Here is a 19,721-nt window from a genome sequence, read left to right as displayed (position 1 = left end):
GGACGATGTAAGCGCCTGCTCAAGATAATGTCCCTATGCGTTGATCATCTGGCCCACAAGCGAGCGGAAAAACGCCTGTCCGTCGGTCCCTACATGCACATCGTCAAACGCGCGTTCTGGGTGCGGCATCATGCCAAGGACACGTTTATTCGCGCTCAGCACGCCCGCAATATCATCGGTCGAACCATTGGGATTATCCTGATATGTGAACGCAACACGGCCTTCATCCTTCAGGCGCGCAACCGTATCGGCGTCGGCTGTGTAGTTTCCGTCGTGGTGGGCAATCGGAATATCGATCACCTGCCCCACTTCGTAACCCTGTGTGTAGGCGCTCTCTGCGTTTTGAACGACAAGCGGCGTTGTCTTGCAGATGTACTTCAGTCCTGCGTTCCGAAGCAACGCCCCCGGAAGAAGGCCCGTTTCTGTCAAAATCTGAAAGCCATTGCAAACGCCGAATACGTGTCCGCCCTTGTTGGCGAATTCAACAACCGACTGACAAATCGGGCTCTGCGCAGCAATCGCACCACAACGCAGATAATCGCCAAAACTAAAGCCACCTGGAACACCGACAAAATCGAGGCCCGACGGGAGGCTTGTGTCCTTGTGCCAAACCATTTCGACATCAGCACCGCTTTCGCGAAGTGCCACCGCAAGATCGCGATCACAGTTGGAACCGGGGAATACAATGACAGCAGCTTTCATGATCGTGGTCCTTTTAGGCAGTAAATTGAGTGATAACAGCAACGCCCGGTGCGGTCGGCCCGTTAAAGGCGCGCAACTCGTCACTGGCAGCAGAGAGAGGGATTTCGCGAGCGATGAGCGGCGACATATCCACCGCCCCACTCTCGATCAACGACAGCAGGCTCGGATATCGCCACGACGGCATGCCGCGTGTTCCATACAACGCGAGATTACCCAAGTAGACAGCGCTCATATTGATATTCATGTGTGCCGTATGCCCAACAGGCATTCCGACCTGAACGTGCCGCCCAAGTGGGCGCAAACATTCGATTGAGGCGTTTGTTGTTGCCTCAATGCCAAGCGCTTCGATGCTAACGTGAGCGCCACCGCCGGCTAATTCGCGAATGGCTTTGGCGGGGTCGCCTTTCAACGCATTCACCGCCGCATCGGCACCGAGGCCCAAAGCATGGGTGAGTTTCTCTTCAACTATATCCACCACAACGACCCGCGCGCCGAGCGCCTTGGCCAAGAGGAGCGCGGAAAGTCCGACGCCGCCCGTTCCGTGGACAGCAACCCACTCGCCCGCCTGAACAGCTGCACGCCCTGTCAAAGCGTGCCAAGCAGTCGTGACGCGGCAACCCAGCCCCGCCGCGATTGTAGGCGAAAGTCCTTCTGGAAGGCGCGCAAGGTTATGATCGAAGGGCACGGCGATATATTCAGCAAAAGCGCCCGGCTCGATAAATCCAGGCAAGCGCTGATCGGGGCAGGTATTTTGATGCCCCGATTGACAAGACGGACAGGAACCGCACGCTAGAATAAACGGCGCAACCAATCGGTCGCCCACCGCGTATTTTGCGCGCGGCCCCGCCTCTACGACTGTGCCGCAATATTCATGGCCCGGAATCTGGCCCGGCTTGACGCGCGGATGCTCGCCAACCCAACCATGCCAATCCGAACGGCAAACACCACAGGCCGCCACTTCAAGAACAACGCCATCTTCCGGACACACCGGATCAGCGACCGTCTCAAGCGAGAGGTCAGCGTTATATTCCCGAAGGACGGCGGCGCGCATTACGCGATCTCGATTGTGTAGCTTTCGATAACGGTATTCGCGAGCAGCTTTTCGCACATCTCGGCAACGGTCGCTTCGGATGTGCCATCGGCAAGGTCAAGCTCGATAACCTTGCCTTGGCGTACATCATTCACACCGTCAAATCCAAGCGTACCCAGCGCATGACGCACTGCGGCCCCCTGAGGGTCGAGAACACCGTTTTTTAGCATCACATGTACACGGGCTTTCATGGCAGCACTTTCTTTTAGAGAGGAATTTAGTTGATGAGGGTCGGTTTACTCGGGGGGTGCGTCACGTTCGACGGCATAACGCCCAAACGCTTGGCAACCTCGGTATAAGCATCGGCCAAATCGCCGAGATCCTGACGGAATACGTCTTTGTCGAGCTTGCGGCCAGTTTCGATATCCCACAAACGACAGCTATCAGGGCTAATTTCATCGGCAACGACCAAGCGCTGGAAATCACCGTCATATACGCGGCCCATCTCGATCTTGAAATCGATCAGCGTGATGCCGACGCCGTACATAACGCCAGAGAGATAGTCGTTCACGCGAAGCGCCATTGCAACGATATCGTCCAATTCCTGCTGGGTCGCCCAACCGAATGCGATGATGTATTCTTCTGGAACCAGCGGATCGCCAAGCGCGTCATCCTTATAGGAAAACTCGACAATCGGACGCGGCATCGGTGTGCCCTCTTCGACGCCCATACGCTTGCTAAACGAACCTGCCGCGAAATTGCGCACGATTACCTCAAGGGGAACAATCTCGACCTTGCGGATGAGTTGCTCGCGCATATTCAGACGTTTCAGAAAGTGAGTCGGAACGCCGATCTGCTCCAGACCCTTCATGAAAAACTCGCTCAGGCGATTATTCAAAACGCCCTTGCCGTCAATCACACCCTTTTTCTCGGCGTTGAATGCCGTCGCATCGTCCTTAAAATACTGCACTAATGTGTCAGGTTCGGGCCCTTCAAAAAGTGTTTTTGCTTTGCCTTCATAAATCTTCGTGCGACGTGCCATATCAATTCCGATCTTCGGATGCTGCGGTTTGGTAGCCAAAGGAACATTACTACCCTGCGCGCCCTATAAGCTATGGGCCGCGTTGCCGCAAGGATCACCATCACTCTTGCAGGCGCGCGTACGAGTTGCCATATAATAAAGTATAGACTTTTTCACCTTGAACATAATCCCGAGGACAAAACATGACGACATTCGACGAACGCGAGCACGCCTATGAAGCGAAATTCGCCCATGACGCAGAAATGCAATTCAAAGCGGACGCCCGTCGTAACAAATTGGTTGGACTCTGGGCGGCGGAACTGCTGGGAAAATCAGGCGACGACGCGAACGCTTATGCCCTCGAAGTAGTTAAATCCGATTTCGAAGAAGCAGGCCATGACGATGTCGTGCGCAAAGTCACCGGCGATCTTGATGGTCTCGCGGACGAAGCCACGGTGCGCGCAAAAATGGATGAGCTTCTTCTGGTTGCTAAAGGGCAATTGCTCGAAGAGCACTAATCTAAGTGTTTGCGTGCCCCTCTACACGAACGGGCGCGCATACCCGATAGCGGGCGGCATATGAGCGCCGCTCACTATCATTATGATCAATATGAATTTGCACCTTGTTGCAAAAACTGGCATTTGACCCCCAGCCCCCAAAAATTGCGGGGCTTTATGTGTTTTAGAAAGGCAACCCGATGACCAACGCTTTGCAACGTATGCTCTCAGAGCGCGACTGGATTCTGGCGGATGGCGCTACGGGTACCAATCTGTTCAACATGGGCCTCTCTTCTGGCGATGCCCCCGAAATGTGGAACGTCGAAGAACCCGAGAAAATCAAGGCACTCTATCGCGGTGCGGTTGATGCGGGATCCGATCTGTTCCTGACCAATACGTTCGGCGGCAACGCCAGCCGTCTTAAACTTCACGATGCGCAAAACCGCGTGGGCGAGCTAAACATCGCTGCGGCGAACCTTGCACGCGAAGTTGCCGATGCTGCGGGCCGCCCTGTTGTGGTTGCGGGTTCTGTTGGCCCGACTGGTGAGATCATGGTGCCGATGGGCAGCCTAACTCACGAGATCGCGGTTGAGATGTTCCACGAGCAAGCCGTCGCCCTCAAAGAAGGTGGCGCAGATGTGCTCTGGCTTGAGACAATCTCGGCACCCGAGGAATACCGCGCCGCCGCAGAAGCATTCAAACTCGCCGATATGCCGTGGTGTGGCACGATGAGCTTTGACACCGCCGGCCGTACGATGATGGGCGTTACGTCCTCGGATATGGTTGACCTTGTTGCCAAGATCGAAAACCAGCCGCTCGCCTTTGGTGCGAACTGTGGCGTTGGGGCTTCTGATCTGCTGCGCACGGTTCAGGGTTTCTCGGCGCGTGGTACAGAAACACCGCTTATCTCCAAAGGGAACGCAGGAATTCCAAAGTTCCACGAGGGGCACATCCACTATGACGGCACGCCTGAATTGATGGCAGATTATGCCTGCCTCGCGCGTGATTCCGGTGCAACAATCATTGGCGGTTGCTGTGGCACAACACCTGAACACCTGCGCGCCATGCGCGAAGCATTGGAAACACGCGAAGCGGGCCCCCGCCCCTCGCTTGAGACCATCACTGAGCGCCTAGGCGGCTTTTCTTCCGCAGGTGACGGAACCGGCGACGACGCTAACAAACCAGAGCGCCCTCGCCGCCGCCGGAGAGGATAAGCCCTCAAACTGCCCCAAGGCGTCGGAACCAAGGCCAAGCATGTCGCAAAATGCCTAGTTCCGCGCTCAAACACGGCCCAAATATGGGTAAACACCGCGCGATCTCGCGCCCTATCATAGGGTTACAATATGGCTGACGAAGACGACATCATCCTAAGCGAACTTTCTGACGACGAACTCGTGCTGCAAATGCAGGACGACCTGTATGACGGCATGAAAGAGGAAATCGAAGAAGCGGTTGATATTCTTCTCGAGCGCGGCTGGCAGCCTTACGACATCCTGACCAAAGCGCTTGTGTCGGGCATGACAATTGTGGGCAACGATTTCCGCGACGGTATTCTGTTTGTGCCAGAGGTTCTTCTGGCCGCGGGCGCGATGAAGGGCGGCATGGCAATCCTCAAGCCACTGCTCGTTGAAACCGGTGCGCCACGCATGGGCAAGATGGTGATTGGAACCGTAAAGGGCGACATTCACGACATCGGCAAGAACCTCGTCGGCATGATGATGGAAGGCGCTGGTTTTGAGATCATCGACCTTGGCATTAACAACCCTGTTGAGGATTACCTAGAAGCGCTCAAGCGCGAAGATGCCGATATTCTGGGCATGTCCGCCCTTCTGACAACAACGATGCCCTATATGAAAGTCGTGATCGACACGATGATCGAACAGGGAATCCGCGAGGATTACATCGTTCTTGTCGGCGGCGCGCCGCTAAACGAGGAATTCGGCAAGGCCATTGGCGCAGATGCCTATTGCCGTGATGCGGCGGTTGCTGTGGAAACGGCAAAGGATTTCATCGCACGCAAACACAACCAAGCGGCGGCAGCGGGTTAATCCCCGCGCCCCGCGCGATTGCTGATCGCGGAGCTTAACATTCATCACCTCCGTTCCCATATTTTAAGTGATTGGAGATTGTTATGCCCTTAGATAAACTGTTCCTTATCCTTGTGATTGTCATCGCTGCTGCGGCGGCGACGTTATATCTTGCAAGTATTTTCGCGGTCAGCTTGGAAATTCCAGGCGGCTTCCTCCTCCTGATCCCGACAGCGCTGATCGCATATATCGTGGTGCGCGTCATCAGAGAGCGTGTGACCAACAAAGAGGACGATCACTATGACAACATCGAGAAATAGCCTCCTCGCGCTGACCATCGAGACCGTACCGGGCCGCGATATCACCGAAGTTTTGGGGATCGTCAAAGGATCGACAGTCCGCGCAAAACACGTGGGCGCCGATATTGCCGCGTCCCTGCGCAATTTGGTCGGCGGCGAAGTCCGCGAGTATGCACAACTCCTCGCCGGAGCACGCGAACAAGCCATGGACCGAATGATTGAAGACGCCCGAACCCTCGGCGCAGATGCCATTGTCGGCGTCCGTATGCAAACATCCGCAATCCAGAATGGCGCATCCGAAGTTGTGTTCTATGGCACGGCGGTCAAACTCTCGGCATGACCATTGCGCCAGACATAAGCAACGCGCGCCTAAGAGAAGACGAACTGACGCTTGCGCCAGGGCGCGTGCTTCTTATCGCATGCGGAGCATTGGCGCATGAAATTCTGGCCCTCAAGAAAATCAACAACTGGGAGCACCTTGCGCTGCGTTGCCTCCCCGCCAAACTCCACCTTACCCCGCAAGATATCCCCGCAAGAGTTGCCGAGACCGTGCGCGAAGAGCGCGAGAATTATGATGATATTTTCGTTGTTTACGCTGATTGCGGAACGGGTGGGTTACTCAAGAAAGAGTGCGATGAACTCGGCGTCGAAATGATCTCTGGCCCGCATTGCTATGCGTTTTTCGAAGGTGTTGACGCCTTTGCCGAGCATCCCGACGAAATTACGGCCTTCTACCTCACAGACTTCTTGGTACGGCAGTTCGATGCGTTTGTTATCAAACCGATGGGCCTAGATCGGCACCCACAGTTGCGTGATATGTACTTTGGGAACTACACCAAACTTGTCTATCAGGCCCAAACGGACGACCCCGCCCTTACCCTCAAGGCGCAAGAATGCGCCGAGCGACTAGGCCTTGCGTTTGAACGTCGTTTTACTGGATACGGTGATCTGGAAACCGCGCTTGAGAAGGTCTAGAGCGTATCCTGCGCAATTTTGCGGATGCGTTCGACCATCGCCCGAACACCATTTGACCGCTGGGACGACAAGTGCTCGTCCAGCCCCAAACGGCCCAGCTCGGCGGGGGCATCCACGGTCAGAACCTCCCGCACAGTAAGCCCAGAAAACAACGCGTGCAGCACGGCAACCAGCCCGCGCACGATCATTGCGTCACTCTCGCCCCGAAAATCAAAAGTCGCGTCTGGTCCCTGCCCGCTTACATTCGGCATCAACCAAACTTGACTGGCGCAACCATCCACTTTGGTCGCGGGCACCCGAAATTCCGGTTCAAGTTCTGGCATCGCTTTGCCAAGTTCAATCACATGGCGATAGCGATCCTCCCAGTCATCGAGGAATTCAAATGTTTCGGCGATTTCTTCAAATGCTTCGGTGGCCATAACTGCTCCAAGGTCTTTCCCCTGAGGTAAAAGGCCACGCGCAAAAGGTCCACCCCCGATTTGCAACTGTGTTCAGGCTTTTCAAACGCTTCATAGTGCGCTACGCAAATGCAAAGCGATACGCCAAGAGAGAGGCAAGACATGAAAATTCAAACCCTTATTTTGGTGTCCGCCGCGATAGCGCTTGGCGCTTGCTCCTCAGAATCGCGTTACAATCCGCTCACTTGGGGCGGCAGTCAGGAAGTTGCGACCTCGCTCGCCCCAGAAGGCGGATATGTGGTGGTAAAAGACCCGCGTGGCTTGGTTACAGACATTACCGAAATGTCCGTGGTAAACACAAACGGCGGGGTGATCGTTCACGTCACGGGCCATCCACCTACGCAAGGATACCACACCGCAGACCTCGTGCCACGCAATGGCGAGCTGCCGAACAAGGGTATTCTGGAATATGAATTCCGCATCGTTGAACCGACAAGGGATCACCGCTCCTCCACGCAGGTGTCGCGCGAAGTTGTCGTAGCGCACTTTATTTCGAACGCTAAGCTTCGGAATGTAAGTGGAATTACCGTTTATTCGGCGACCAATTCACGCACCAGCCGCTCGCAATAGCCGCTTAGAGCGACACAACATCCACAGTCTGCCCCTTAAGCGCAAGGGCAACCTCGCCACGGCAAAGGCGCATGGCATCCTCGCCAAATACCTCGGCACGCCAGCCGCTGAGCGCCTTCACGTCACGCCCCCCTGCCGCGATCACATCCAGATCAGCAGAGTTTGCGATCAACTTAGGCGCAACTCCGGTCCGCTCACATTTTGCCTTGAGCAGCACACGCAAAAGATCGGCAAGCGCCGGATTGACCTGTAGTTTTTCACGGGAGCGATCGGGCTTGGGAATTTGACTCTCAGGTAGCTTTAGCCCGTCGGAAATCGCTTCTAGAATTCCGTCCGCGATATCTCCGCGCCGCGCTTCGCGTAACAGCAAACGAGAGCGGCCCAAGTCCTCGATGGTCTTTGGTTTTGTTGAGGCAAGCTCCAACAACGCGTCATCCTTGAACACACGATTTCGCGGGATATTGCGTGCTTGCGCGTGCTCTTCACGGAACCGCGCCAGCGTTTTGACCAGCCCCATAAACTTGCCGCTATTGGTGCGGGTCTTGACGCGCTTCCACGCATCATCGGGATTGATGACATATGTTTCAGGACTTAGAAGGACTTGAATTTCCTCCTCTACCCATTTGGAACGATTTGATTTTTTCAATTCCTTCGCAAGGAACTCATAGATGTCACGCAGGTGCGTAACATCCGCCAGTGCATAATTTTTCTGGGCATCTGTCAGCGGGCGACGCGACCAATCCGTGAAGCGCGATGTCTTGTCGACCGACGCTTTGGCAACCTTGCGCACGAGCGTTTCATAGCCGACCTGCTCCCCAAATCCACAGACCATCGCCGCGACTTGCGTATCAAACAATGGCTTTGGAAAGACCTTACCCTCGATAAAGAATATCTCCAGATCCTGACGGGCGGCGTGGAATACCTTCACGACATTTTCGTTGCGAAAGAGATCATAGAGCGGCTCAAGAGAGAGGCCATCGACAAGCGGATCGACCAGTACCGCATCCTGTTCATCATCATCACCAGCGACTGCTAGCTGCACGAGGCACAATTTGGAGTAGTAAGTCCGCTCGCGCAAAAACTCTGTGTCGACAGTCACATAAGGAAATGTCGCCGCCCTTTCACAATAGGCCGCAAGTTCGCTCGTCGTGGTAATGGTGATCATGAAACGTCGTTCTTTTTCTTGTTATGCCGATTTCGGCTGATCTTAGGGAAGACCGTTGCAAAAGAAAAGGGAGCGAGCGCTCGATTACCTGAACTAGGTCAAATCTACGCGACTGCGATCCCCCTGAAGAAAACGGCGCAAGGCCGCAGGATAAAGGCGATGTTCCAACGGAAGTATCCGCGCCGCCAAGGTTTCGGGTGTATCATCAGGCAAAATCGGCACCCGCGCTTGGCCAAGGATCGGTCCGCCATCCAGCTCTGCGGTAACCTCGTGGACGGAGCAACCGGCCTCTTTGTCCCCGGCTTCGATGGCGCGCGCATGCGTGTCCAACCCTTTGTATTTAGGGAGCAATGACGGGTGGATATTTAGCATCTTTCCCGACCATCGCGCGGTGAACTCGGGAGTGAAAATCCGCATAAACCCCGCAAGGCAAATCACATCGGGCGCCGCGCGTTCGATGATCTCGGTCATCGCTGTATCGAAAGCCAGACGATCTTTGCCGAATGGACGATGATCCAAAGTTGCGACAGGAATTCCCCGCGCCGCAGCCTTTGCAAGGCCACCAGCGGCTGGATTATTGGACAACACGAGAACAGGACGAGCAGGATGGTCACCCTGCATATCATCGCAGAGCGACAGCATATTCGAGCCGCCCCCCGATATCAGGATAGCGACGCGCTGGCTCACAAGAGCTTGCCTGAATAGCGAACACCTTCGCCCTTGGTCACATGGCCGAGCGTGTAAACAGTTTCGCCCGCTTCTTCGAGCAGTTCTGTCAATGCCGCCGCACGATCAGGTGCAACACTCAGCACCATTCCGACGCCCGAGTTGAAGGTCTTCAAAAGCTCAGATTGTTCGATCTTCGCTGTCTCTGCCAACCATTTGAAAACAGGCGGCAATTCCCATGCGTTAAGGTCAATGACCGCGCCCAATCCTTCAGGAAGAACACGTGGCAAGTTTTCGGTAAGACCGCCGCCAGTGATATGCGCCAGAGCGTGAACACCGCCGGCCCGAACCGCCGCGAGGCACTGCTTAACATAGAGACGTGTTGGCGCAAGCAACGCTTCGCCCAATGTCCCTTCGCCGAATGGACAATCGGAAGCCCACTCAAGGCCAGACACCTCAACAACTTTGCGTACCAAAGAATAACCGTTTGAATGGACACCGTCACTTGCGAGCCCCAAGAGAACATCGCCCTCGGCAACACCTGCAGGCAAATCTGTGCCGCGCTCCATCGCGCCAACGGCAAATCCGGCGAGGTCAAAGTCGCCTTCGCTATACATGCCCGGCATTTCCGCAGTCTCGCCACCAATCAGCGCGGCTCCAGAGAGTTCACAGCCTTTAGCGATACCGTTGATGATGTCGGTCGCTTCATCAAGGTCAAGCTTGCCTGTCGCAAAATAATCGAGGAAAAGGAGCGGCTCTGCGCCCTGACATACAAGGTCATTCACACACATGGCCACCAGATCAATGCCGATCGTGCTCATGTTACCTGTATCAATTGCAATACGCAGCTTGGTCCCCACGCCGTCTGTTGCGGCGACAAGGATAGGGTCGTTGTACCCTGCCCCCTTCAGGTCAAACAACGCGCCGAAGCCTCCGAGTCCCGACATAACGCCCGAACGTTTCGTGCGCTTGGCGGCGGGCTTGATGCGATCAATCAGCGCGTTTCCGGCATCGATATCCACACCAGCATCGGCATAGGTCAGACCGTTTTTCTCGTTCGACATAGGAGGCCCCTTTTTCACTGTTGGCGCTGCTTTAGCGCAAGCAGGTTCCAAAGGGAATAGGCGATGCAAAAAGTGTTGATTTCCTTCGCATATGCGCCGCAGAAACAAGCCGATTACCACACGCTTTGATATAGCTTCACTCTCGCAAGAACGGTTTTTCTAAAGCGCCGATAGTCACCAGAACAAACGCACAAATTCCTCGCTTTGACAAAAAGTACGTTTTTCCCATTCGCGCCTTGACCGCCCGCAAGCAGATGCGTAATCAGGCGCTAGGCGGGCCTGTAGCTCAATTGGTTAGAGCAGAGCGCTCATAACGCTTTGGTTGGGGGTTCAAGTCCCTCCGGGCCTACCACCGACCCTCCGCTTTCCCAAAATCACTCTTATCGCGCAATAATAAGGTCGGCTTGCAAGCCGCCGAGACGTTCACTTTCGCCAAGTCGAAGCGTGCCCCCGTGGGCGCGAGCGATATCGACCGCGATTGATAGACCCAGCCCCACGCCGCTTCCCTTGTTTTGGTTGCGAGCAGGCTCAAGGCGCGCAAAGGGTTTAAGTGCTTCCTCTCGTTGCGACACTGGAATACCTGGTCCGGGATCCTCTACCGTAAAGCGAAGAGCGCGTTCGGAGGCAACAACACTCACCTCGGCCTTGCCGCCATAGCGGATCGCGTTGCGGATCAAGTTCTCAATGGCTCGGCGTATCGCAATCGGTCGCAGCAGAACGGTTTGATCCTCATCCAGACCTTCAGTGTGCACCAAGGCCACGTCCCCGCCCGCACGCTCGGTGTCGGCAACGATTTCCCGCATCAATGCAATTGGCGACACCTCGCATGCCGTTTCCCCCGCATCGGCGTGGGCGAAATCAAGGAACGCATCAAGAAGGCGCTCCATCTCTTCGACATCCTTCTCAAGGTCGGCAACCTCATCGCTTGGCTCAAGCATTGAAAGGCCAAGCTTAAACCGCGTCAATGGGCTACGCAGGTCGTGGGAAACGCCGGAGAGCATCAACGTGCGTTGCTCCATATACCGCTCAATACGCGAACGCATATTCAAGAAGGCGGTACCCGCTGCACGCACCTCAATCGCGCCCGACGGATGATAGCGAATGGACTGCCCCTTACCGAACGCCGTGGACGCTCGCGCAAGACGACGAATTGGCCGCAGCTGATTGCGCAGAAATATGTAAGCGATGATCGCCATTAGGATGGAGGTCGAAAGCGTCAGAACGATCAACTGATGCGGATTGCGTGCCGACACTCGGTTGCGATGAAACATTACCCGCATCTGGCCGAACTTCGTCTCAAGCCATACATGCACGCGCCGATCATCCTGCAGAAGGTCAACCTTGATAATATTCGGGAAATTGCGCTCCAGCGTCGAAATAATCAGCCGCCCCGACAGATCTTCAATCCCGCGTCTCGTTTGGCCCTCGGTTTCGTCAGGCAAAATAATCGCGAAATCCAACGCGCTTGATGTCTCGCGCACGATCTCGTTTGCCGTTGTAATATCAGGAGCATTGTTGATCTCATCGAGCAGGAACCGAAGCTCAATCGAGATATTGCCCGTCATCTGGCTTGTGACGTCCTCATAAAGACGTTGCACAAAAACGATGGAGACCACAATCTGCACCACAACCACCGGCAGCAGCAGGATGAGTGTTGCACGTCCATTCAACCCGCGCGGCATATAGTCTTTGAGTGATCTGAATTTCATGCCAAAACCCTACCCCCCGCCCAAACGAGAAGAAAGCCCCAATGCCGCACGCCTCTAACATTGCCCCAGCCGCCGGCAAACCCGAGCAACTCGAACAAGGTATCACAAGAGTCATTGCGCCGAATCCGTCGCCAATGACCTATTGGGGGACGAACAGCTATCTGGTTGGGGAAACCTCGGTCGTTGTCATCGACCCCGGACCAGCGGATGAGGCGCACCTTGCGGCACTCCTCGGAGCGATTGATGGACGGGATGTCGCCGCGATCCTCATTACCCACAGTCATCGCGATCACAGCCCCCTCGCCGCGCGCCTAAGACAAGAAACTGGCGCTAAAGTATATGCCTTCGGGCCGAGCACCGCGGGAAGGTCCGAGCGTATGAATGCCCTCGCACAAAGCGCCCGAGTTGCAGGTGGCGAAGGCGTAGACGCGACCTTTGCACCGGATATTGAACTCAAGGACAACGAGGTTTTCCGCTGGAAGGGAAACGAGATAACCGCACTTCATACCCCCGGCCATTTCTGTAACCACTTGAGCTTTCGATATCGCGACACACTGTTCTCTGGCGATCACGTAATGGGCTGGGCCAGCACTCTCATATCTCCCCCGGACGGAGATCTTGCGCAGTATCGCAACTCAATAAAAAAACTACAGGGCCAGAATCTAAAACGCTTCCTTCCAGGCCACGGCGCCCCGATAGATTCCCCAGAAGAAAGGGTCGCAGAGCTCCTCGCCCACAGAAATGACCGCGAAGCAAAAATCCTCGTAGCTCTCAACACCATCCCCCAATCGATTCCAGCAATCACCAGAGCCGTTTACACCGATACGCCCAAAGCGCTCCTACCGGCAGCGGAGCGCAACACATTCGCGCATCTCATTGATCTATATGATAAAAATACAGTATTCGCGTCAAACCCACTCAGTTTCACGAGCCACTTCTCAAGAAAATGAGCGAAAAATTCACTTTTTCTGATTTTATGTCGAAATCCCTCTGGACGCCGCAAAACCCAGTTGCTATATCGCCCCACATGTTCCGACGTAGCTCAGCGGTAGAGCAGTTGACTGTTAATCAATTGGTCGTAGGTTCGATCCCTACCGTCGGAGCCAATTACCTCGTGTTTTTGGCTACATGACTCCAGATATAGCCTAGCCTATCGTGCAAACCTACAGATCGTAGAAATGTATGTTAGCTCGCTCGGCCCGATACGGTTTTGCAATTTGACTAGCGTAATCAGACGCATGTAGCGGAACAGATGGCATTGCGGACATCTGTGGGCCGCTTATTCCTCGGCCATTGCGAAGTGACTGGCGCCCGAGTTTCGGCGACCAAGATGCGACTAGCTTTCTTCAGATAAGTCGCTTCAACGCTAAAAGACCTATTAAACGGATCCACTTCAGCGCATCAGGATCAATTAGTCTCAGGGTACAGCAAACTTGACCCAGTTACATAGGCCTCGCGGCACTACTGTATGTAGATTACGCTCGTTGGGTCTCTCCCTCACTCGGAACCCAATTGCAGAAAACAGCCTCCGACCCTGAAATTTACTACCTCAATCGATGTTGCAGGATGGGCCAAACTCCTGCCCGATGCAGTGCCCGCTACTTTCGAAAAGCCGATTGATGCCAAATGCACAATCGAGGTGTCCAAAGCCACATAGCGCTTCAATTCCTTCCGCAGTTGATAATTAAGATTATTGTTTGTTGGCAAACAAGGTAGGTCTCTCTAGTGTAACGAAAAACGAATTACCTACTCGTATCCAATCAAAATAAAACTCAGAAACGGACTGAACTTTATGGCTCGCAAACTACCCAAATTAGCATTCTTTCGAGCTCCTCAATCAATTACATTGCCTGCTGTCGGCCTATCTTACCAGTCTGGTGTGCCGAACTCCAATGATGGACATATTTCTGAACACTTTCTGACCAACACGCTGGTTGGCAATTCAGGGAATATGATTCACCGAATGGCAATGGTGCAAATGGTAAATTGCGACCGACATCACTCAAGCCAAATTAACATCTTCAAGTTAATTAAGAAGGCTGGCTCACCAAAACTTGCGGCAAAAAAGCTAAACGGACGCTTTGATGGTGTTGTGATTACGCTAGCAAACATTCTTCGCCGCGGCGCTCAAGAACCCGGAATCGGCGAACTCGTCCGCAACCTTAGAATTCCAGTTTATTGTGTTGGCATGGGACTGCAAGATGACCTCCCAGAGGGTGATTTCAGCGATCTAAACCCTAACGTGGTTGATCTTGTTCGTGCGCTCGACGAGCACGCGGTTCTATTCGGAACGAGGGGCGACCGGACACTGGCTTGGCTTCGCACGATCGGAGTCAAGAACGCCAAATCCATCGGCTGCCCGAGCATGTTTGCTTACCCAAGAAATACTCTTTCTATTAGTGCACCAGAACGCACTGAAAAAATCATGACTGCCGGACATCTTTCGTTAACCAGCAATCAAGACAGCTCCGGCCAAAAGTTGATGAAAGGGCTAAGCGGCAAGAAAGCTGCATATGTCTTCCAATCGGAAACAAGCGTTTTGAAGCGCCTCGAGGGTGAACCGCTGGCATATAACGAAGCGAGCCAAACATTAAATCATGACATGGTGTCGAAACTTATTCATGACGAATGTAAAGTTACTCCGCCCTTCTCTAAATATTATTCTTTCTCCGAGGTGTCCGCTTGGCGCCAAGCTGCGCTTCAATACGATTTGTATGCGGGAGACCGTATCCATGGCGGCGTAGCCGCGATGCAGGTGGGACAGCCAGCGCTTGTTCTCCATGCTGACACACGCGTGCAAGAACTGACTTCTCATCATGGCATTCCTTCGTGCTCATTGGACGAGTTTGCAAAAATTGGAGTAGACGCCGCAGTCGAGAAATACCTGAACGAACAATCGATTTCAGATTTTCATGAGGTCTATCGCGGTGCTTTGGCAAACTTTGAACACCACGTCAACGAAGCAGGACTGTCACTTCTAAATCGACTCTGAGTTACTTCGCTTGCGGGTAATAAACGCGAGTTCTCGCAATCCAATTCTTGCCTAACAGAAGCACACGCCCCCTCAGGAAACTTTGGGGGCGTGTGTTATTTTAGCTTTCTGCTGGCGCGTCCTGCGGTTTGTTGGTGCCTTTCACCCACTCGCGACCGGATTGTAGCAGGGTGTAGAGCACGGGGATCAGGATGACGCCGAGTACAGTTGCTGCCAGCATACCTCCGAAAACGGCGATGCCGATTGCTTTCTGGCTCGCAGCGCCTGCCCCATTCGCGAGCATGAGCGGCACGACGCCGAGCAGGAATGCGAGGGCTGTCATCATCACGGCGCGGAATCGTTTATGCGCTGCCTCGACTGCGGCTTCGCGAATGGACAGGCCTGCGGCGCGCTGCTCAGCTGCGAATTCAACAATTAGAATCGCGTTTTTGGATGCCAACCCGATAAGCATGATCATCCCGATCTGCGTATAGAGGTTGATATCTCCTGCCGTCACCCATACCGCCAGTAACGCCCCCAAAAGCGCAACCGAAACCGAGAGCAAGATCCCGAATGGCAAAGTCCAGCTTTCGTATTGCGCCACGAGGAAGAGGTACCCGAACACGATGGCCAAGATCAGGATATACACAACCATATTGCCCGAAGATTGCTGTTGCTGCGCCGTTCCGGTCCACTCAAACGAGTAGCCTGGCGGAAGCGCGCTTCTTGCTTCTTCCTCCATCACGCGGATCGCATCTCCGGTGGAGAGCCCTTCAGCGGGAACAGCCGTCACAGTCGCTGAGCGGAACATGTTATAGCGATTGAGAGCGACGGGCCCTAGTTCCTTGCGCACCTCAATGAGTGTCCCGAGCGGCACCATATTCCCCGTCTGGGAACGTACATAAAGCGCGTCGATATCTTGGACCTTGGTACGGAAATCTCCGTCGGCCTGTATCATCACACGATAAACACGTCCGAACAGATTGAAATCGTTCACATAATACGATCCCATATAGGCCTGCAGCGCTTGGAACACGTCCGATACGGCGACATTCAGCGTTTTGGCTTTCTCGCGGTCCAGATCAACATATATCTTGGGAACATTCGCGCGGAACGTAGAATACGATTGGCCAATCTCGGGGCGTTGATTTGCAGCATATACGAGCGAACCAAGCGCCGCAGAGAGTTCCTGCGCTGTGCCGCCGCCCGTTTGCTGCACTTTCATCTCGACGCCTGCGCTCATGCCCAGACCTGAAATCGGTGGTGGGTTAAACGCAACGATACTTGCGCCTATCTCCTGATTTGCCTCGGCGAGGATCTTCTGAAGAATGCCATCGGCGCTTAGGTCTTCGGTCGTCCGTTCATCCCAAGGATCAAGGTTTGCGATGATCATGGCACCGTTCGAGCCTGCCCCATTTAGGAGGCTAAAGCCATTTACGTTCACACTAGACAGCACACCGGGGATTTCGCGGATTTTCTCGTCAAAGCGTGTGGTCACAACTTCGGTACGCTCAAGAGATGCCGCATCGGGGAGTTGCTGATCTACAAAGAGATAGCCGTTATCCTCAAGTGGAATAAAGCCAAACGGCAGTGTCTTGACCAATACGCCAGAGCCAAAGAACACGCATACAAGAAAGATAATTGCCGTGACAGGAATGCGCACAAAGCGCCGTACAACGCCGACATAGCCCCCGCGCACGCTATCGATCCCGTTGCTAAGGAACCCCATAACTCCCTTGGGCGGCCCGTCGCGTCGTTTCAGGACCATTGCGCAAAGCGCGGGTGACAACGTAAGCGCGTTGATCGAAGAAATAAGCACCGCGATCGAGATTGTTACGGCGAACTGCGAGTACAATCGCCCCGCGATCCCCGGCATGAAAGTCACTGGCACAAACACCGCAAGAAGCACGAGCGTCGTCGCAACAATCGGACCTGTGATCTGCGACATAGCCTTGCGAGTCGCTTCGGGCGCGCTTAGCCCCTCTTCTTCAATGATGCGCTCAACGTTCTCAACGACCACAATCGCGTCGTCCACCACAAGCCCCACAGCAAGCACCAGAGCAAACAGCGAGATCGTATTGAGCGACATTCCGAACGCCAACAGGAATGCCATTGTCCCGATCAATGACACAGGAATAGCAATCGCGGGGATCAAAGTTGCACGCAGGTTTCCGAGGAAAACGAACACAACCAGCATCACGAGAACAAAGGTTTCCATCAATGTGTCGGTCACATCGGCGAGGGATTGTTCGACGAACAGCGTTGAATCAAACGGAACCTCATATTCGATGTCGTCAGGGAACACTGCCGCGAGGCGATCAAGCTCGGACTTTACCCCCTCCGCAACCGCAAGCGCATTCGCGCCGGGGGCCTGATAAATCGCCAGAACCGTCGATGGCTGCCCAGAATAGCGGCCCGAAGCATTGTAATAATTCGCGCCCAGCTCGACTTTGGCAACGTCTTTCATATGAACAATACTGCCAGCTGAACCCGTTCGCAGGACGATGTTTTCAAACTCTTCCGCTGTTGTCAGGCGGCCTTTGGACTTGATGGTGTATTGAAATTGCTGCCCTTTCGGGATTGGGGGCGCGCCCAGTTGTCCTGCGGAAACTTCGAGATTTTGCTCGCGGATCGCTGTAATCAGATCGTTCGGTGTAAGTCCCAGACCCGCCATTTTATTGGGGTCCATCCACATCCGCATGGAGTATTCAAAGTTCGTCATGATGTCGGCTTTGCCGACCCCCTCCACCCGCGCGAGCGTATCTTTGATATTGATCGCGGCGTAGTTAGACAGGAACACCTCGTCATAGGTGCCATTTGGCGAAGTCAGCGTCACCAAGAGAAGCATATTCGTCGACGCTTTTTGCGTCACAACGCCCGAGTTTGTCACCTCTGCGGGCAGGCTCGCCATGGCTTGGGCCACGCGGTTCTGCACGTTCACCGAGGCAATATCCGGATCTGTCCCGACCTCAAACGTAACAGAAAGCGAATAAGAACCGGTGTCTGTACTATCTGATGACATATAGATCATGTCATCCACACCGTTCACCTGCGCCTCAATCACGGCGGCGACCGAAGTCTCGACGGTTTCGGCGTTTGCGCCTGTGTAGTTCGCACTGACGTTCACCACTGGCGGGGTAATATCGGGGTATTGCTCAACGGGCAGGACCATGTAGCTGATCGCACCCATGATCGTAAGAACAAGCGAAATGACAAATGCCGTCTTGGGACGGTCAATAAATACGGAAGAGATCACGGCCTATTGCCCTTCATCGGTGTCAGAGGAGCCTTCGGTATCTGCCGTCGCATCGTCGCTTACCGTTTCAGTCGCTGTGCCAGCAACAATCGCCTCGACGGCCACACCTGGCCTTACACGTTGAAGGCCCTCAACGATGACTGTCTCTCCTTCGCGAAGCCCTTCTTCTACAACTACCGCCGTTTCAACGTGCTGTGCGAGGGTGACGTAGCGCTGTTCAACGGTTTGCTGGGCGCCAACCACCAAGACGAAATCTCCTCGCTGATCGCGCTGAACGGCTGCAAGCGGGATCATCAGGGCCTCGGTCGGTTCCTCGCTGGCAATTTGAACCGTAAGGAACGAACCATCAATAATCTTTAGCTCTTCGTTCTCAAAAATTGCGCGGACTGTGATCGTTCCGGTACTTGGATCAATGCGGTTGTCGGCGAAATCAAGACGCCCAATTTCGTCAAGTCTTGAGCCGTCGGGTAAGGTTACGGTAACGGCTGGTCCTGCACCCTCTTCAGCGGCGACCGCTTCGGCGCTATAGGCATTGCGCACCTGAATGAGTTGCTTTTCTGTGAGCGAAAACTCAACAAAAATCGGCTGTTCACGGATCAAAGTCACCAACGGGCCAGAACCTGGTGACACCAACTCCCCTTTACTCACAGCAGAGCGACCGACGCGCCCGTCAAAGGGTGCCATTACTTTCGTATAACTTACATCCAGTTCAGCGAGCTTGATCGCTGTATCGGCCACATCCACCTGTGCCTGCGCAACTTCGTTGTTTGCGATTGCAATATCTCGGTCCGCAGCAGTCCCCGCCTGTCGGTTGAACAATTCGGTCTTACGGTCCAGTTCAACTTCGGAAAGCTTTAGATTCGCAACGGCCTGTGCGTGATCGGCCTCTCTTGCGGCCAGATTCGCAGTGTATGTCCCTTCTTCGATCTGATAGAGTTGATCGCCCTCTTTCACCAATGCGCCATCTTGAAACTTTTGCTCAAGGATGAAACCGGTGACACGGGCAACCAGATCAACCTTATCAATGGCTTCTCCGCGTCCGATAAAGGAGGCTTCTTGGGTCAATTCGTCCATGTATGCAGCAGCGACTGCCACTTTCGGGCTCGCAGGCGTGTCTTGGGCATAGGCCACATTCGTTATCGCGAGAGTCGTTCCGAGGACAAACGCAGCCCCCAATGATCGGCCGTTAAATACCATCTGCCGCACCTTCTATTTCAAATATGAATCCCTGCGGTAAACCGCTTGAATTCGTTTATAGGTGCATAGCGATCCAAAGCCTACATTAATTTGCTTTGGTTCCAACGAACTAAT

Annotated in this window: 20 protein-coding genes and 2 tRNA genes; 11 read left to right on the top strand and 11 right to left on the bottom strand. The window is 54.3% G+C overall.

Annotated elements, in window-relative coordinates:
* Positions 1–33: 33 nt before the first annotated feature.
* From purQ to purC, 4 genes are read right to left on the bottom strand one after another with little or no spacing between them, the layout of a single operon-like run.
* Positions 34–702, bottom strand: coding sequence for a phosphoribosylformylglycinamidine synthase subunit PurQ (purQ, locus tag ACFE33_RS07775; protein ID WP_380051917.1), 669 nt, complete (start codon positions 700–702; stop codon positions 34–36).
* A 13-nt stretch (positions 703–715) separates the two neighbouring features.
* Positions 716–1,753, bottom strand: coding sequence for a zinc-binding dehydrogenase (locus ACFE33_RS07770; protein WP_380051914.1), 1,038 nt, complete (start codon positions 1,751–1,753; stop codon positions 716–718).
* Complete coding sequence (gene purS, locus ACFE33_RS07765) at positions 1,753–1,983, bottom strand: phosphoribosylformylglycinamidine synthase subunit PurS (protein WP_380051911.1); 231 nt, start codon at positions 1,981–1,983, stop codon at positions 1,753–1,755. The genes ACFE33_RS07770 and purS overlap by 1 nt, the downstream gene beginning before the upstream one ends.
* Before the next feature lie 26 nt (positions 1,984–2,009).
* Positions 2,010–2,774 (bottom strand): phosphoribosylaminoimidazolesuccinocarboxamide synthase, encoded by a 765-nt coding sequence (purC, locus tag ACFE33_RS07760; RefSeq protein ID WP_380051908.1) that lies wholly within the window; start codon positions 2,772–2,774, stop codon positions 2,010–2,012.
* Between the two features lie 182 nt (positions 2,775–2,956).
* Between purC and ACFE33_RS07755 the strand changes: the two genes are divergently transcribed.
* The 6 genes from ACFE33_RS07755 (at position 2,957) to ACFE33_RS07730 (ending at position 6,551) form a co-directional block, all read left to right on the top strand.
* Entirely contained in the window at positions 2,957–3,271 is a 315-nt protein-coding gene (locus tag ACFE33_RS07755; RefSeq protein ID WP_380051905.1) for a DUF1476 domain-containing protein, read from the top strand.
* A 179-nt stretch (positions 3,272–3,450) separates the two neighbouring features.
* On the top strand, positions 3,451–4,464 hold the full coding sequence (bmt, locus tag ACFE33_RS07750; RefSeq protein ID WP_380051902.1) for a betaine--homocysteine S-methyltransferase: 1,014 nt from the start codon (positions 3,451–3,453) through the stop codon (positions 4,462–4,464).
* A gap of 129 nt (positions 4,465–4,593) precedes the next feature.
* A complete protein-coding gene (locus ACFE33_RS07745; RefSeq protein ID WP_380051899.1) occupies positions 4,594–5,298 on the top strand; it encodes a corrinoid protein in 705 nt (234 codons plus the stop codon).
* Between the two features lie 83 nt (positions 5,299–5,381).
* Positions 5,382–5,597 (top strand): hypothetical protein, encoded by a 216-nt coding sequence (locus ACFE33_RS07740; protein WP_380051897.1) that lies wholly within the window; start codon positions 5,382–5,384, stop codon positions 5,595–5,597.
* Positions 5,578–5,916: a YbjQ family protein gene (locus tag ACFE33_RS07735; RefSeq protein ID WP_380051894.1), complete on the top strand. Its 339-nt coding sequence runs from the start codon at positions 5,578–5,580 to the stop codon at positions 5,914–5,916. The genes ACFE33_RS07740 and ACFE33_RS07735 overlap by 20 nt, the downstream gene beginning before the upstream one ends.
* Positions 5,913–6,551 carry a DUF1638 domain-containing protein gene (locus ACFE33_RS07730; RefSeq protein ID WP_380051891.1) on the top strand — a complete coding sequence of 213 codons (639 nt, stop codon included), beginning with the start codon at positions 5,913–5,915 and terminating at the stop codon, positions 6,549–6,551. The genes ACFE33_RS07735 and ACFE33_RS07730 overlap by 4 nt, the downstream gene beginning before the upstream one ends.
* Here ACFE33_RS07730 and ACFE33_RS07725 read toward each other — a convergent pair.
* Positions 6,548–6,970: a SufE family protein gene (locus ACFE33_RS07725; RefSeq protein WP_380051888.1), complete on the bottom strand. Its 423-nt coding sequence runs from the start codon at positions 6,968–6,970 to the stop codon at positions 6,548–6,550. The genes ACFE33_RS07730 and ACFE33_RS07725 overlap by 4 nt on opposite strands.
* Before the next feature lie 141 nt (positions 6,971–7,111).
* Between ACFE33_RS07725 and ACFE33_RS07720 the strand changes: the two genes are divergently transcribed.
* The gene (locus tag ACFE33_RS07720) at positions 7,112–7,579 is read left to right on the top strand and encodes a hypothetical protein (RefSeq protein WP_380051885.1); all 468 of its coding nucleotides are present in this window, start codon (positions 7,112–7,114) and stop codon (positions 7,577–7,579) included.
* Between the two features lie 4 nt (positions 7,580–7,583).
* Here the strand turns inward: ACFE33_RS07720 and rnd are convergent, their stop codons facing one another.
* From rnd to purM, 3 genes are all read right to left on the bottom strand, one after another.
* On the bottom strand, positions 7,584–8,744 hold the full coding sequence (gene rnd / locus ACFE33_RS07715) for a ribonuclease D (RefSeq protein ID WP_380051882.1): 1,161 nt from the start codon (positions 8,742–8,744) through the stop codon (positions 7,584–7,586).
* Between the two features lie 93 nt (positions 8,745–8,837).
* Positions 8,838–9,431 (bottom strand): phosphoribosylglycinamide formyltransferase, encoded by a 594-nt coding sequence (gene purN, locus ACFE33_RS07710; RefSeq protein ID WP_380051879.1) that lies wholly within the window; start codon positions 9,429–9,431, stop codon positions 8,838–8,840.
* Positions 9,428–10,474, bottom strand: coding sequence for a phosphoribosylformylglycinamidine cyclo-ligase (gene purM, locus ACFE33_RS07705; protein WP_380051876.1), 1,047 nt, complete (start codon positions 10,472–10,474; stop codon positions 9,428–9,430). The genes purN and purM overlap by 4 nt, the downstream gene beginning before the upstream one ends.
* 275 nt (positions 10,475–10,749) lie before the next feature.
* On the opposite strand from purM, the gene ACFE33_RS07700 reads away from it, so the two are divergent.
* Positions 10,750–10,826, top strand: a tRNA-Ile gene (locus ACFE33_RS07700).
* Between the two features lie 28 nt (positions 10,827–10,854).
* Here the strand turns inward: ACFE33_RS07700 and ACFE33_RS07695 are convergent.
* On the bottom strand, positions 10,855–12,183 hold the full coding sequence (locus ACFE33_RS07695) for an ATP-binding protein (RefSeq protein ID WP_380051873.1): 1,329 nt from the start codon (positions 12,181–12,183) through the stop codon (positions 10,855–10,857).
* Between the two features lie 41 nt (positions 12,184–12,224).
* Here ACFE33_RS07695 and ACFE33_RS07690 point away from each other — a divergent pair, with 41 nt between their 5' ends.
* The 3 genes from ACFE33_RS07690 (at position 12,225) to ACFE33_RS07680 (ending at position 15,175) form a co-directional block, all read left to right on the top strand.
* Positions 12,225–13,133 (top strand): MBL fold metallo-hydrolase, encoded by a 909-nt coding sequence (locus tag ACFE33_RS07690; RefSeq protein ID WP_380051870.1) that lies wholly within the window; start codon positions 12,225–12,227, stop codon positions 13,131–13,133.
* A gap of 81 nt (positions 13,134–13,214) precedes the next feature.
* Positions 13,215–13,289, top strand: a tRNA-Asn gene (locus ACFE33_RS07685).
* 686 nt (positions 13,290–13,975) lie between these two features.
* Positions 13,976–15,175, top strand: coding sequence for a polysaccharide pyruvyl transferase family protein (locus ACFE33_RS07680; RefSeq protein WP_380051867.1), 1,200 nt, complete (start codon positions 13,976–13,978; stop codon positions 15,173–15,175).
* A gap of 100 nt (positions 15,176–15,275) precedes the next feature.
* On the opposite strand, the gene ACFE33_RS07675 is transcribed toward ACFE33_RS07680, so the two are convergent.
* A complete protein-coding gene (locus ACFE33_RS07675) occupies positions 15,276–18,410 on the bottom strand; it encodes an efflux RND transporter permease subunit (protein ID WP_380051864.1) in 3,135 nt (1,044 codons plus the stop codon).
* 3 nt (positions 18,411–18,413) lie between these two features.
* Entirely contained in the window at positions 18,414–19,607 is a 1,194-nt protein-coding gene (locus ACFE33_RS07670) for an efflux RND transporter periplasmic adaptor subunit (RefSeq protein WP_380051861.1), read from the bottom strand.
* Between the last annotated feature and the right edge of the window lie 114 nt (positions 19,608–19,721).

The organism is Falsihalocynthiibacter sp. SS001, assembly GCF_042445055.1.
In the GTDB taxonomy this organism is placed as follows: Bacteria; Pseudomonadota; Alphaproteobacteria; order Rhodobacterales; family Rhodobacteraceae; genus Falsihalocynthiibacter.
This window is presented reverse-complemented; position numbering and strand designations above follow the sequence as displayed.